This is a genomic window from Sphingomonas sp. VDB2, assembly GCF_047946695.1.
Classification (GTDB): domain Bacteria; phylum Pseudomonadota; class Alphaproteobacteria; order Sphingomonadales; family Sphingomonadaceae; genus Sphingobium; species Sphingobium bisphenolicum.
The window spans coordinates 1135349-1147660 of sequence record NZ_CP159615.1; the positions used below are offsets into that span (position 1 = coordinate 1135349).

Consider the following 12312-nt stretch of genomic DNA (forward strand, 5'->3'; position numbering starts at 1 on the left):
GCATCACCCCTCCCGCGCTGCCCGCAACCGATAGTCGATCACCGCCCGCCATCCCGCGGGCGGCTTTCCTTGGTCGCGCGCGACGCGCGACCGGACCAGCCGCGCGCTGACGACGCGCCACCCGTCCTGCACCTGTGCCTGGCCGATCGCCGGATCGATCCGCCCGATCAAACCCGCCAGCCGCGCCGGCGTCTCATCCGCGATCCGCAAGCCTATGGTCAGCCGCAATTCGCGTCCCTCGACATCCTTGCCGCCCCAGTCCGCGCCGATACACTCGCCGACATGGCCATAGGGCGCGCTCGCCCGTCCCGGCTCGCCGTCATACAGGCCGTTCAGCCCGTCCATCAACGCGCCGTCCGCCCGCAAAGCGGCGATCACCGCCGCGCGTACCGCCACTTCCGCGCTCATAACCCGTCCCTCCCCGCATCCCGCAGCGTCAGATCGCGCCACCATCGCCGCGCCAGCCCGGGCGCGGACGCCCGCACCGCGTCGCCGTCGATCACCGCCGCCACGCCGACCTCTTCCAGCGCTGCGAGTATCCGCGCCCGCCGGCGCGCCGCTCGCGTCTCGGCCAGCGCGACCAGCCGCGCCCTCATGCCAGCCGCATCCGCCGGAACGGCCGCCACAGCGCGCTCACCACGGCCGGCGGCGCGCTTTCGCCGCCGCGCGCCACGAAATGCTCTGCCGCCAGCCGCACGATCCCCTGCCGCAGCGCTTCGGGCAGGCCATTCAGTTCCGCCGCCAGCCCCGCCCGGTATCGCACCGCCAGCCGCCGTCCGTCACCGGCGCGGGTCGACCGCACCCACCCGTCGCCCGTCGCATCGATGTCGATCGCATAAGCATCTACCGGCAGCAGTTCGGGCATCCCGTCGGCATTCACCGCCTCGACCGCTTCTATGGCCGCTACCGGCCGCGCCGACAGCCTTTGCCAGCCCCCGTCCCCCGCCACCGTCTCGCGCGCGGCTCGTGCGATCAGCCACTGGCCGATAAACTGCTCGCACAGCGCCGCCGCGCTGCGCAACAGGCCGGCCAGCACGGCGTCCTCCGCGCCCGTCTCGATCCGCAAATAGGCCTTCAGCTCCGCCAGCGATGCCGCCAGCGCCCCGCTTTCGCTCTCTTCCACCATCTTCAGCGCTCCTCCACCCGCATCGTCACCGACCGCTCGTCCACCTGCCCGTCGGACAGGGTGACGCGGTTGGTCAGCCGATAGATGCGCCCCACCACGCCGCCGCCCAGCCGCACCGTGCTGCGCTGCGCCTCGAAGGCGTCAGCTTCCACCATCAGCCCGCCCGCCTCCTCCGGCGTCACCGTCCACAGGCTGGCGACCAGGCTCTGCTCCGCCAGATAGGCGGACCAGTCGATCGCATGATCCACCCGCGCCTGCGGGTCTTTGACATATAGGCTCATCGGACCTTGCTCCCCTTGTCCCGCTCGGGCCGCATCGCCCCGTCCCGCGCGGCGATGCGCGCGGCCTGCCCCGGGCGGATGCCCCAGCGCCACGGTCCCGGCGCCGCCACCCGCACCATGCCCAGCGCGCCCGCGCCGATCGCCTCACCCGCCAGCATGGCCGCCTCCCGCTCCCAGGGCATCCAGACGCGCCGCCAGCGCCGCGATCGCGCGCCGCTGCCACAGCGCTTCCAGCGCGAAACATTCGTCGTAGCGCAGGCCCCAGCGATCCCCGGCGTCGCGCGCCGCACGGACCAGCGTGCCGTCCTCCGCCCGCTCCTCCGGCTCTGCGTCCCAGCTATCGTGGCACAACAGCCCCCATCGCACCGCCGCGCCGTCGCCCAGCCGCGCATCGATCGCATCGCGCACCTGCTGCGCCACCAGCCCCAGATGCCAGCGCGCGGCATCGCCCTTCTCCGCCACCGCCTCGACGAAGCGATAGCGCCGCCAGCCGACCGCGCCCCATGCGTCGATCAATGTTGCCTCGACAGACCCGACATCGCATTTGCTCCGCGCGTCGGACGTGTTGATCGTCCCGCTACCGGCATAAATGGTGGACCAGCGGAAGGACGCGCTGCCCCAGCCGGTCATATTGTCCGCAACCGGCCGCCCCGGCCCGGCGAAAGTCGTTTCGACCGACGCGCCGATGGCGCAGATGGTCGCGCTGGCGGACAGGAAAGGCGTAGTCGCCAGGTTGTTGCTGGGGCCGACGGCGAATTTGCTGCCATCGGCATTGCCGAAATAGATGGCGCCGGCCGTCGTCTGCGCGACATAGTCGCAATTGACCGCGCTCCCCGTGCGCACGGCGGAAATCACCGCGGCGCTGGCGCCGCTGCTGGTGACGCTGCCGATCGTCATAGCGCCGGTCGCGCGCGACACGCTTATCGCCGTACCCAGCAGCGCACCGCTGTCGTCCATGCGGCGCACGGCGAAGTCGGACCCGGCATTGCTGCCGCCGTTCGCCGTCGCGGTGCGCTCGACCCGCCACATTTCCACGCCCGCCGTGTACAGCGACAGGCTGGCGCTTTGACCGTTCGCCGCATTGATCGCCGCATTGGCCGGACCCGATGCCGGCGCGACGCTCAACGACGCCAGGCTCGCCGTCCCGCCGGTGATGGCGACCGCACCCGCGCTCTGGCCCGCCATCGTGCCCAACCCGCTAATGTCCGTGCTGGGGATCGTCGCGCTGGCGCTCAACGCCGCCGCGCCGTTGCCCTTCACATAGCCGGTGAGGCTCGCCGCCCCGGTCCCGCCTCGTGCCACCGGCAACTGGCCCGACCAGCCGACGCTGATCGACGTCGCGTTCAGCAGCGCATTCCCCGGCCCGCCGCCCAGGGTCAGCGTGACATTGCTGTCGTCCACCGTGCTGAGCGCGCTGCCCGTGGGAAAGGTCGCCAGCGACCCGTCGCCACGCAGATATTGTGCGCTGGTCCCGCCGGGTGCGAAGGCATGGCTGTGCGTACCCGCCCCCACGCCATTGGTCGATCCCAGCGTGACGCTCGACGGCGTCCCCAGCGTCACGCTGCCCGCCGCCCCGATCGTCGCGAACGCCATGCCGCTGCCCGCCGCCACCGCCGTCACCGTACCGTCCGCGGACGATGTGCCCGCCCCGATATAGGATCGGAACGCCGCGCCGTCGCCCAGAGTCAGCGCGCCGCGCCCGAACTCCGTCGTCGCCAGCGCCGCGATCGCGCTCAATGCGCCGCTCGCCGCCTGCTTGCCCGCCAGCGCCGCCGTCAACCCGGCAACCTCGTCCAGCCCATGGTCATGCTCGTTGACCTGCGCGACCCAGCCCGCGTGCAGCGCCAGCCCGACATGCTTCTCGCCCGCGACGAAATCCACCGCGCCGCCGCCTGCCGACGATGCCTGTGGCGTGCGTACCAGCCTGCCCTCGCCATCGATCGCGCCGACGCCGGCTTCCCATTGACCGGGATCGGCTACCCCCTGGATGACATAGGGAAAGGTCGCGCCGGGATTGAGCGCCGCGGCAAAGGCGCGATAGCCGGGCAGTGCGCCGCCCAGCACCAGCGGCCCCTCGCCGCCTGCATGGCACGTCTCGCGCACCAGGTCCGCCATCTCCAGTTCCGTGATCGCCACGCCCACCCCCTCACAAAAAAGGGGCAGCGTCAAAACGCTGCCCCAAAACCGTCTCCCCACGGGGGAGAAGGATACGAAGCCTTGGCAGCTTGCCCAGGCAAAGTTGGAAGAGGGGGAACAACGCCCCCTCAATCTTTACGAAGCGGCGAACTTCATCAGCTTGATCGCCTCGCTGTTGGCCACCGCGCCGCCGATCCGCTTGACGGCGTAGAAATGCACGAACGGCTTGTTGCTGAACGGATCGCGCAGGATACTCGTCTCGCTGCGTTCGGCGATGACATAGCCGGCCTGGAAATTGCCGAAGGCGATCGACAGGCTGTTGGCGGCGATATCGGGCATGTCCTCCGCCTCGACCACCGGATAGCCCAGCAGCGTGGCGGGCTGTCCACCCGCCAACCCCGGCTGCCAGATGAAGGCGCCGTCGCTCGTCTTCATCTTGCGCACCGCCGCCAGCGTGGCGCTGTTCATCACGAAGCTCGCCCCCTGGCGATAAGGCGCGCGCAGGCTCTGGACCAGATCGATCAGCTTGTCCTGCGGGTTCGACGCGGCAAAGGCGCCCGCCGCGCCCGCCGCCACATATTGCAGCGATCCGAACGCACGCACGCTGTCCGCCTCGTTGGTCGTGGTATAGGTCAGGAAGCCCTTGGGCTTGTTGGTCCCGTTGCCGTTGACGAAGGCCGCGCCCTCCGCCACCGCAAACTCGCGCCCGATCTCGCTCGCCAGCCAGGCTTCGACATCGAACTGCGCATCGTCCAGCATCGCCTGACTCGCCGCCGGATTGGCGTATAGCTCGCCGCTGGGCGGCGCGATCTCGTTGAAGCTCGGCGTCCCCGTCTCGGCCCGCGCGCCGGTCTCGCTGGCCCATCCCGACACGATGCCGCCCGCGCTCACCAGCTTGCGATAGCCCGCAGTCCCGGTGCGCACCACATTGGCGATCGACCGGATCGGCGAAATGGCCTTCAGTGTCGATCCGATCAACTGGTCGATCTCGCGCGGCACCGCATAGCCGCCCGCGCCACCGCTCGCGCCAGAAAAGCTCTTCAGCTCCACGCCCGCTTCATGTCCCTGCCGCAGATAGCGATCGACGAACGCCGCCCGCGCCGGATCGACCGCGCCACCTTTGACACCATCCAGCGCCGGTCGCTGGGCGGCCAGCAAAGCCCCCTTCAACGCCGCAATCTCCCCCTCCAATCCATCGATCCGCTCCCCCTGCAACACCGCATCGAAGCTCGCTTCCAGTGCGTCCGTCACCTGATCCGTCATGCCCGTCTCCACAAAAAAGGGCGGCCCCTACGGACCGCCCTGCAAAATCCTCGCCCCTTGGGGGAGAGGATACGAAGCCTCACCGGCACAGCCGGTCAGGCGAAGTTGGAGAGGGGACCCGCGCGCCCCCTCGTATGGTTTACCAGCTGCAATCACATGCTAGGTGAAAAGCAAGGTGCCCTTGTGCCGGATGGACGCCCGGCATCCCTCGACTAGCCGAATCAGGCAAAACGCCTCTATCCCGTACATGCGCCATCCTGCACCTCCCGGTGCCTCCGCCGCGTCGACAACATCATCACATTCGGGGTCGATTCCGTCAGGCAGGCCAATCCAGTGCGCCAACAACAGACATTCTTCCAGCAGATGCACGGACGAACCAACCATGCCGCCCAATCCGTCTCGTGGTGGATTGGCCATGTCGAATACGACTTTGTCCATCAGCCTTGGCAGATAAAATCCTTCGGAATCAGAATGCATGATTAAATGTGCGAAAGGGAGATCAGCTTTAGGCTTCTTCCCAAACAACCTGCTGAAAAATCCTCGCCTAGACTTATCCAAATCAGCACTATGATCTGCATAAAACTTCAGCAAAAGCGGATCATCGGCAAAATCTTCATACGCGCATGGTGGCGGCAACTGGCCCGTCAGCGCATGGTAGGCCGCAAGTCGGCGTACAGCGTGAAGCCCCGCATAACCCCACATCTGCGCCTCATACGTATCTTGCTCGGCAATATCGGTTGGTTCGTCATGAGGCGACTCCCCAGATTCGGTCAGAACCGCATTAAGATCGGCAATCTGATCCAGCCCAGATGCCAAGCCTTCCTCATCTTCGCGTGCCGCTTGTGATAACCATCCGACGTTCAAGGCAAGACCCATGACATTCTCCGAATACCTAGCCAGCGAACGTGCGAGCCGATCGCCAATTCATATAGAGGCAATGACCGATCGCAACGCGCATTTGCTCCCGGAAAAAGGATAAGATACGAAGTCTTCGCCGCAGAACCGATACGAAGTTAACGACGCAGCCCCATGATTTGCCACTGTGAGTGAGTGATATTCACTAGCTAGGGCGTATAAACTCTTCTCCGCGCGTCTGCGCCTCCGCGCGAACCAAATTGAGGCTACCCCTCCACCTCCACCGCCACCACCCGCGCCAGATCCTGCATCGGATGCGTCACCAAACTTACCTCCACCAGTTCCAGCCCCAGCAACTCCCGTGGCCGCGCCCCGCGCGCCTCCCTCACGCGATATCCGAACGACAGCCCATCCAGCGCCTCGGCCTTGAGCGCAGCCGCCGCCTCGCGCCCCGCCGCGGTCCGCTGCGACACGCGTCCGATCACCCGCAGCCCGCGCGCATCTTCCCGCGCCTTCTCGACCACACCGATCACGCTGCCCGGCCCATGCTGCCACAGCAACGGCACGCCCCCCGCATTGATCGCGCCGAACGCGCCTGGCCGCACCACATCCCCGCCCCGGTCCACCCGGTCGAAAATCGCCGCATAACCGGCAAAGCGCACATCGCTGTCATTCGCCCTGTCCGTTCGCTTCGAGCGAAGTCGAGAAGCCCCTATCGCGACCACCCCGCTCATGCTCGCACCAGCCCCAGATACCCCACCTTCACCGCGATCCCCAGCACCACCAGCGCCATGACGATCCGCACCGCCCAGCCGATCACCGCCCCGCGCGCCGCCTTCTTCGCGTCGCGCCAGGCGGACAGCAATTCGCGCAGCTCGCGCATGTCGCCCTCCGCCCGCCGGTCGGCCAGCCCCAGCCGCTCCAACGCCCGCCCAGCGCCCAATTCGCTCGCCTCCTCGATCAGCGCGCGGATCATCACCATGTCCGCCCCGCCCGGCACGCCCTCCGCCTGCGCCACCAGCCGCGCCAGCATGTCCTGTTTCATCTCTCCCGCCTTCCCATGGGGACCGCCCATGCCTATTGGGGCGCGCATGAAACGCACGCCTCGCAAAATTCTGATCCTGTTGGTTCTGGCTGTCCTGGGCGCCGTCGCCTGGCATGTCGGCCTGTTCCGCGCCGGCGATTGCCTGATTCAGGGCGGCCGCTGGAACGGCGAAACCGGCTTCTGCCGCCTCGACAGCCTCGCCCGCCCGTCATGAAGGCGTTCATCCTGACCGCCGGGCTGGTCATGATCGCCGTCACCGCCTGCCTCTGGCAAAGCGACTGGCTCGCCCAGGACCAATGCCTCGACAGCGGCGGGCGATGGTCGCAAACCGTCGCCGCCTGCCAGCGCTAACCGATCCCCAGCATCGCCTTCTTCTCCTCGGCGCTCAGGAAATCCGCCGCCGCCACCCGCTCCCACAGCGCCGCGCGCTCGTCCGACAGCGCCGGCACGGCATCCAGGTCCGCCTCGATCCCCAGCCCCGGCCACCAATCGTCCAGCCCCTGGGCCAGCGCGCCGCCTATCTTCGCCACCAGCGGCAGGATCGCCTGCCGCCACAGCGCCTTGTTCGCCTCGCGATAATTGGCGTAGCTATTGTCGCCGGGCAGACCCATCAGCATCGGCGGCACGCCGAAGGCCAAAGCGATCTCCCGCGCCGCCGCCGCCTTCAGCCCCACGAAATCCATCTCCGCCGGGGTCAGGCTCATCGCCTTCCAGCTCAGCCCCCCCTCCAGCAGCATCGGCCGCCCGGCATTGGCCGCACCGGCAAAGGCCACCTCCATCTCGCGCTTCACCCGCTCGAACTGCTCAGGGCTCAGCACCGATCCGTCGCCCGGATCATAGACCATCGCCCCGCTTGGCCGCGCCGCATTGTCGAGCAGCGCCTTGTTCCACACACATGCCGCATTGTGGATCGCCACCGCGCCCGCCGCCGCGCCCACGCAGCCCAGCCCATAATGATCGTCCAGCGGATGCAGCGCCTTGATGTGCAGCAGGTTGGTCCGCCCCGCGCCGTCTTCGGGCGTCAGCCGCGTCACGCTCTCCCCCACCCGATAGAGATAGGCCGCCGGCCATCCGCGCGCATCGGCCTCCACGCTCACCCGTTCGGGCCGCAGCGCGAACAGTTCGGCCGGCATCCCGTCCGCCCCGGCCATCAGCTGCACATAGGCATTGCCGTGCAGCAGCAGGTGGCAGGCCAGCGTCTCGACCAGCCCCTGCCCCGCCGACGCCCGCCCGACCAGCGCCAGCACGCGGCCCGCATCCTCCACCCCGCGCACTTTCAGGGCGCAGGCGCCCGCCCCCTCCGACACCAGCCGCATCGCCCTCTGCGCCACCGGATTGCCCATCACCCCCGCCCGCAACTGCGCCTCATAACTGGCCGGCCATTCCCCCAGTGCCACCGCACCCGATCCCCAGGCGCGCGCCAGCACCGGCCGCGCATCGCTCGCTGCGGCCGCCTTCGTCCCGAACCATTTCATGGATATGTCCCCAAACGCAAAAACCCTCTCCCCAACGGGGGAGAGGGCTAGTGAAGGTTGGCGGCAAGGCCGCCTACCGAAACTGTGAGAGGGGGCCTAGGCCGCCCCTTTTAGGCCCGACCTTTACCGGTTCCGCGCCAGCACCCGGTCGCACGCGCTGTTCGTGCCTTCGCTCTTGCCGATCACCCGGCCCGCGACGGCGCCCGCCGCACCCGCCAGCAACGTCTCGCCCAGGCTGCCGCCCGCCAGCACGCCGACGCCCGCGCCGCCGGCCGCACCGATCACCGTACCCTTGTCGCGGCCCTTCTTGCCCTTCAGCAGGCAGTAGCGCACATCGTCGCGGTCGCGCGGCGCCGCGCGCGCCACCCGCGCCCGGTCCTTGCTATTGAGGCTCGCCGCCAGCACCGGAGACGCCGCCACCGACACGCCAACGACGGCCGCCAGGATTTTGGCCATCTTCATCGCACTCACTCCATCTGCAATCATGATGGCGCCAGAACGAACCGCCCCGACAGCCGGTTCCCCAGCGGCCGGGGCGAAGCCCGCCTCAATCCACGCGCGACACGAAATCCGCGGTCGCCCGCCGCACCTTCTTCAGGTTCACCAGCCAGTCGCCCTCGTCCGCGCGATAGCCCAGCGGCATCATCGCCACCGATCGCAGGCCGCGCGCCCGCAGATCCAGGATCGCGTCCAGCGCATCGGGATCGAACCCCTCCATCGGCGTCGCGTCCACTGCCTCGAACGCCGCAGCGGTCAGGGCGATGCCCAGCCCGACATAGGCCTGCCGCGCAGCATGTTCGAAGTTGGTCTGGGCGTCGCGCTGGGGATAGCTGCCCAGCAACTGCTGGCGATAGGCTTCCCAGCCCTCATTCCTGAACCCGCGCTCGTCATTGACCAGATCGAACATATGGTTGATCCGCTCGGGCGTATAATTGTCCCACGCGGCAAAGACGATCAGGTGCGACGCATCGACCACCTGCGCCTGGTCCCAGGCGATCGCCTTGATCTTCTCGCGCACGGCCTTGTTAGTGACCACGATCACCTCGAACGGCTGCAACCCGCTCGACGTCGGTGCCAGCCGCACTGAACCGTACCGGGTTTGCCGGAGGCTCCAACTTCTGAGTAAGTGGAGCCGATATGAGCAAAACGACGAACAAGTTTGCACCTGAGGTTCGCGCACGGGCGGTGCGCATGGTGCTGGATCACGAAGCAGATCATCCCTCTCGCTGGGCAGCGATGATTTCTATCGCCGAGAAGATCGGGTGCTCGGCGCACACGCTGAACGAGTGGGTAAAGAAGGCGGAGGTGGACAGCGGCAAGCGCGCTGGCGTGCCTACCGAGATGGCTGATCGCCTGAAGGCGCTGGAGCGTGAGAACCGGGAGTTGCGTCAGGCCAATGAGATATTGCGCAAGGCGAGCGCATATTTTGCCCAGGCGGAGCTCGACCGCCCGTTCAAACGATGACGGCCTTCATAGACGAGCATCGCGCGGAATATGGGGTCGAGCCGATTTGCAGGGTTCTGCCAATTGCCCCATCCACCTATCATGAGCGCGTCGCACAGCGACGTGATCCGGAGCGACTGTCAGATCGTGTCCGGCGCGATCAGGATCTGAAGCCAGAGGTGGTCCGGGTCTTTGCCGAGAATTTCGGGGTGTACGGCGTGCGCAAGGTCTGGCGGCAGATGAACCGCGAGGGCTTTGCTGTTGCCCGTTGCACTATCGCGCGTCTGATGCGCGATCTGGGTTTACAGGGGGTGATCCGGGGCAAGCCCGTGCGCACCACGATCAGCGACAAGGCTGCGCCGTGCCCGCTCGATCATGTGAACCGGCAGTTCCATGCACCGGCGCCGAACATGCTCTGGGTGTCGGACTTCACCTACGTCGCGACGTGGGCGGGCTTCGTTTATGTCGCCTTCGTGATCGATGTCTATGCTCGCTACATTGTGGGCTGGCGGGTCAGCAGGACTGCGCATGCCGGCTTCGTGCTGGACGCACTGGAACAGGCTATCCACGAACGACGTCCTGTCCATCGGGGTGGTCTCATCCATCACAGCGACCGCGGATCGCAATACGTGTCGATCCGATACTCGGAGCGGCTTGCCGAAGCCGGGATCGAGCCATCGGTTGGCAGCGTCGGCGACAGCTATGACAATGCTTTGGCTGAGACGATCAACGGCCTTTATAAGGCCGAGGTGATACATCGGCGAGGACCATGGCGGTCCTTTGAAGCCGTCGAATATGCCACGCTCAAATGGGTGGACTGGTTTAACAACAGACGCCTGCTGGAGCCCATCGGCAATATCCCACCGGCTGAGGCCGAAGCACAATATTATGCCATGCTGGACGACGTCTCCATGGCTGCGTAACTTAAACCAAATAGCCTCCGGCAAACCCGGTACGGTTCAAGATGCATTGCTCGCTATGTTCAGCGATGCATCCGTAGGCACAACTGTCGGACAGCACCTCGACGCAGCACAATTGAACTCGCCACAGCGTCGCAATGTGATTGCCGCGCTCGACGTGGCTCTAACCGACACCTTCTACACTTTGTTGATGGGCCTTGCTGGCGAAGCCTCACTTGGAGGGCAGCAGCAGGCATATAGGCCGTCAGATGAAATGGGGCGGCCTATCTCGCCGTCCGAACATGCAGGCCTTGGTGACCTCGCGTTTGAAGCCTTTCAAGCCGATTGAATGTCTGAGTTCGTGGTTGAAGGACTCGCCAGCAGACTGTCCGCAATCCACCCAATCCCCCTCACATCCCCCGCACCCGCGCCTCGCCCTTTTTCCCCAGCATCAACTCGCTCAGCGCCCACACCAGCGCATCGGCCCGATCCGGCGATCGCCCCGGCCCGACATAGCCACCTCCCGCGATCAGCCCGCACATCTGGTCCTCCAGCGCGGGGAAAGCCCCGCGATGCATCACCCGTCCGGCCTCATAGAGCGCCGCCACCGGCTCGGCCCGCGCCACCTTGCCCCGGCTGGCATGGACCAGCTTCACCGGCATCGCCGCCTCCGCCGCGCGCAGCACGCTTTCCACCATCGCCCCGCCATTATTGGCCTCGGCCACCACGCGATCCGCGTCATGGACCAAAGCCGCCGCCGCGACCGCCCGCGCCCAGCCTTCGGGCGATTGGCCCGCAACGCTCGCATCGGCGATCACATAGGCGCGCCCGTCGCCGCCGACCCCCGCCACCACGATGCCGCAGGCGTCCCCGCCCGCCGACGCCGGCGGATCGACCGCCACCACCACCCGGCCCAGCGCGCCCGGCACATGCGCCACCCGGCATCGCTCGATCAGGTCGCGGCTCCACAAAGCGCCCTCCACCTCCTCGATCAGCTCGCCGTCCAGTTCCTGCCGCCCCAGCCGCGTGCCCCCATAGCTCGCCGCCATGGCGTCGACGAAGCCGTCCGCCAGATGCGCCGCATTCTCAGCGGTCCGCCCCCGCGTCACGATCACATCGTCGCTCCCATCGTCTTTGGCCTGCGCCACCAGCGCCCGCACCAGCGGCACCGGCCGCGGCGTCGTCGTCGCCAGCACCTGCGGCCTTGTCCCCAGCCGCAATCCCATCATCAGATTATGCCAGGCCGCCTCGCCGCCCGCCCATTTGGCGATCTCGTCGGCCCAGCCATGGCTGAACTGCGGCCCGCGCAGCCCCTCCGGCTCGGCCGCGCCGAACAACGTCGCCACCGCGCCATTGGGCCAGGTCAGCTTGCGCAGCGCGGGGGCATAGGCCGGCCGGTTCCACCAGGGCGCGATCGCCAGCAGGCCCGACGCCCCTTCCACCATCACGCTGCGCGCCTCGCCCAGCGTCGCGCCGACCAGCGCGATCCGCGCCTGCGGATCACCCTCGGCAATCCCTCGCACCCATTCCGCCCCGGCCCGCGTCTTGCCGAACCCGCGCCCCGCCATCATCAGCCAGATGCGCCAGTCGCCCGGCGGCGGCAATTGCCCCGGCCGGGCCAGATATTCCCACTCATGCGCCAGCAACGCCGCCGACGCCGCATCCAGCCGCCGCAATATCGCCGCCCTGGACCGCCCATCGTCCCTCGCCAGAAAAACCTGATCCGAAACCGCCATCGCGCTCCCCTGCAATATCCGCCGCGCCAGGACATGAAAAAGGCCGCCCGAAA

18 protein-coding genes and 1 other annotated feature are annotated in these 12312 nt (G+C 67.5%); of the genes, 4 read left to right on the forward strand and 14 right to left on the reverse strand.

Annotated features, from left to right (window positions below; all coding sequences use genetic code 11):
- Positions 1–3: 3 nt before the first annotated feature.
- The 10 genes from gp17 to ABT375_RS05665 all read right to left on the reverse strand — a co-directional run bounded on the left by gp17 (position 4) and on the right by ABT375_RS05665 (position 6706).
- A complete protein-coding gene (gene gp17 / locus ABT375_RS05620; protein ID WP_224545732.1) occupies positions 4–408 on the reverse strand; it encodes a tail completion protein gp17 in 405 nt (134 codons plus the stop codon).
- The gene (locus tag ABT375_RS05625) at positions 405–596 is read right to left on the reverse strand and encodes a hypothetical protein (protein ID WP_416464396.1); all 192 of its coding nucleotides are present in this window, start codon (positions 594–596) and stop codon (positions 405–407) included. Before ABT375_RS05625 ends, gp17 begins: the two co-directional genes overlap by 4 nt.
- Positions 593–1126 carry a head-tail connector protein gene (locus ABT375_RS05630; protein ID WP_261934347.1) on the reverse strand — a complete coding sequence of 178 codons (534 nt, stop codon included), beginning with the start codon at positions 1124–1126 and terminating at the stop codon, positions 593–595. Before ABT375_RS05630 ends, ABT375_RS05625 begins: the two co-directional genes overlap by 4 nt.
- Positions 1127–1128: 2 nt before the next feature.
- A complete protein-coding gene (locus ABT375_RS05635) occupies positions 1129–1407 on the reverse strand; it encodes a hypothetical protein (RefSeq protein ID WP_224545728.1) in 279 nt (92 codons plus the stop codon).
- Positions 1404–1565, reverse strand: coding sequence for a hypothetical protein (locus ABT375_RS05640; RefSeq protein ID WP_416464397.1), 162 nt, complete (start codon positions 1563–1565; stop codon positions 1404–1406). Before ABT375_RS05640 ends, ABT375_RS05635 begins: the two co-directional genes overlap by 4 nt.
- The gene (locus ABT375_RS05645; protein ID WP_416464398.1) at positions 1552–3543 is read right to left on the reverse strand and encodes a tail fiber domain-containing protein; all 1992 of its coding nucleotides are present in this window, start codon (positions 3541–3543) and stop codon (positions 1552–1554) included. Before ABT375_RS05645 ends, ABT375_RS05640 begins: the two co-directional genes overlap by 14 nt.
- Positions 3544–3678: 135 nt before the next feature.
- Positions 3679–4806: a phage major capsid protein gene (locus ABT375_RS05650; protein WP_416464399.1), complete on the reverse strand. Its 1128-nt coding sequence runs from the start codon at positions 4804–4806 to the stop codon at positions 3679–3681.
- A 159-nt stretch (positions 4807–4965) separates the two neighbouring features.
- Complete coding sequence (locus ABT375_RS05655) at positions 4966–5682, reverse strand: hypothetical protein (protein ID WP_416464400.1); 717 nt, start codon at positions 5680–5682, stop codon at positions 4966–4968.
- Positions 5683–5927: 245 nt separating this feature from the next.
- Complete coding sequence (locus ABT375_RS05660; RefSeq protein WP_416464401.1) at positions 5928–6395, reverse strand: HK97 family phage prohead protease; 468 nt, start codon at positions 6393–6395, stop codon at positions 5928–5930.
- A complete protein-coding gene (locus ABT375_RS05665; protein ID WP_416464858.1) occupies positions 6392–6706 on the reverse strand; it encodes a DUF6127 family protein in 315 nt (104 codons plus the stop codon). The genes ABT375_RS05660 and ABT375_RS05665 overlap by 4 nt, the downstream gene beginning before the upstream one ends.
- Positions 6707–6752: 46 nt before the next feature.
- Between ABT375_RS05665 and ABT375_RS05670 the strand changes: the two genes are divergently transcribed.
- Both ABT375_RS05670 and ABT375_RS05675 read left to right on the forward strand, forming a co-directional pair.
- Complete coding sequence (locus tag ABT375_RS05670; protein WP_224545724.1) at positions 6753–6920, forward strand: hypothetical protein; 168 nt, start codon at positions 6753–6755, stop codon at positions 6918–6920.
- Positions 6917–7057 carry a hypothetical protein gene (locus ABT375_RS05675; protein WP_224545723.1) on the forward strand — a complete coding sequence of 47 codons (141 nt, stop codon included), beginning with the start codon at positions 6917–6919 and terminating at the stop codon, positions 7055–7057. The genes ABT375_RS05670 and ABT375_RS05675 overlap by 4 nt, the downstream gene beginning before the upstream one ends.
- Here ABT375_RS05675 and ABT375_RS05680 read toward each other — a convergent pair.
- The 3 genes from ABT375_RS05680 to ABT375_RS05690 all read right to left on the reverse strand — a co-directional run bounded on the left by ABT375_RS05680 (position 7054) and on the right by ABT375_RS05690 (position 9265).
- Positions 7054–8181 (reverse strand): phage portal protein, encoded by a 1128-nt coding sequence (locus ABT375_RS05680; protein WP_416464402.1) that lies wholly within the window; start codon positions 8179–8181, stop codon positions 7054–7056. The genes ABT375_RS05675 and ABT375_RS05680 overlap by 4 nt on opposite strands.
- A 123-nt stretch (positions 8182–8304) precedes the next feature.
- Complete coding sequence (locus tag ABT375_RS05685) at positions 8305–8643, reverse strand: hypothetical protein (RefSeq protein ID WP_224545721.1); 339 nt, start codon at positions 8641–8643, stop codon at positions 8305–8307.
- Positions 8644–8728: 85 nt separating this feature from the next.
- A complete protein-coding gene (locus ABT375_RS05690; protein ID WP_416464403.1) occupies positions 8729–9265 on the reverse strand; it encodes a nitroreductase family protein in 537 nt (178 codons plus the stop codon).
- Between the two features lie 53 nt (positions 9266–9318).
- Here ABT375_RS05690 and ABT375_RS05695 point away from each other — a divergent pair.
- A protein-coding gene (locus ABT375_RS05695; protein ID WP_416462458.1) for an IS3 family transposase occupies positions 9319–10547 on the forward strand; the annotation gives its coding sequence in 2 pieces (ribosomal slippage) (positions 9319–9607 and positions 9607–10547; 1230 coding nt in all).
- Positions 9600–9716, forward strand: a sequence feature (AL1L pseudoknot). (Overlaps the previous gene by 117 nt.)
- A gap of 55 nt (positions 10548–10602) precedes the next feature.
- Positions 10603–10872: a hypothetical protein gene (locus ABT375_RS05700; RefSeq protein WP_416464404.1), complete on the forward strand. Its 270-nt coding sequence runs from the start codon at positions 10603–10605 to the stop codon at positions 10870–10872.
- 61 nt (positions 10873–10933) lie between these two features.
- Here the strand turns inward: ABT375_RS05700 and ABT375_RS05705 are convergent, their stop codons facing one another.
- The gene (locus tag ABT375_RS05705; protein WP_416464405.1) at positions 10934–12259 is read right to left on the reverse strand and encodes a DNA-packaging protein; all 1326 of its coding nucleotides are present in this window, start codon (positions 12257–12259) and stop codon (positions 10934–10936) included.
- Between the last annotated feature and the right edge of the window lie 53 nt (positions 12260–12312).

Bases quoted from the DNA above. Each gene is read 5' to 3' on its own strand.
- gp17 (WP_224545732.1), bottom strand. From the start codon at position 408: ATGAGCGCGGAAGTGGCGGTACGCGCGGCGGTGATCGCCGCTTTGCGG.
- ABT375_RS05625 (WP_416464396.1), bottom strand. From the start codon at position 596: ATGAGGGCGCGGCTGGTCGCGCTGGCCGAGACGCGAGCGGCGCGCCGG.
- ABT375_RS05630 (WP_261934347.1), bottom strand. From the start codon at position 1,126: ATGGTGGAAGAGAGCGAAAGCGGGGCGCTGGCGGCATCGCTGGCGGAG.
- ABT375_RS05635 (WP_224545728.1), bottom strand. From the start codon at position 1,407: ATGAGCCTATATGTCAAAGACCCGCAGGCGCGGGTGGATCATGCGATC.
- ABT375_RS05640 (WP_416464397.1), bottom strand. From the start codon at position 1,565: ATGCTGGCGGGTGAGGCGATCGGCGCGGGCGCGCTGGGCATGGTGCGG.
- ABT375_RS05650 (WP_416464399.1), bottom strand. From the start codon at position 4,806: ATGACGGATCAGGTGACGGACGCACTGGAAGCGAGCTTCGATGCGGTG.
- ABT375_RS05655 (WP_416464400.1), bottom strand. From the start codon at position 5,682: ATGGGTCTTGCCTTGAACGTCGGATGGTTATCACAAGCGGCACGCGAA.
- ABT375_RS05660 (WP_416464401.1), bottom strand. From the start codon at position 6,395: ATGAGCGGGGTGGTCGCGATAGGGGCTTCTCGACTTCGCTCGAAGCGA.
- ABT375_RS05665 (WP_416464858.1), bottom strand. From the start codon at position 6,706: ATGAAACAGGACATGCTGGCGCGGCTGGTGGCGCAGGCGGAGGGCGTG.
- ABT375_RS05670 (WP_224545724.1), top strand. From the start codon at position 6,753: ATGAAACGCACGCCTCGCAAAATTCTGATCCTGTTGGTTCTGGCTGTC.
- ABT375_RS05675 (WP_224545723.1), top strand. From the start codon at position 6,917: ATGAAGGCGTTCATCCTGACCGCCGGGCTGGTCATGATCGCCGTCACC.
- ABT375_RS05680 (WP_416464402.1), bottom strand. From the start codon at position 8,181: ATGAAATGGTTCGGGACGAAGGCGGCCGCAGCGAGCGATGCGCGGCCG.
- ABT375_RS05685 (WP_224545721.1), bottom strand. From the start codon at position 8,643: ATGAAGATGGCCAAAATCCTGGCGGCCGTCGTTGGCGTGTCGGTGGCG.
- ABT375_RS05700 (WP_416464404.1), top strand. From the start codon at position 10,603: ATGTTCAGCGATGCATCCGTAGGCACAACTGTCGGACAGCACCTCGAC.
- ABT375_RS05705 (WP_416464405.1), bottom strand. From the start codon at position 12,259: ATGGCGGTTTCGGATCAGGTTTTTCTGGCGAGGGACGATGGGCGGTCC.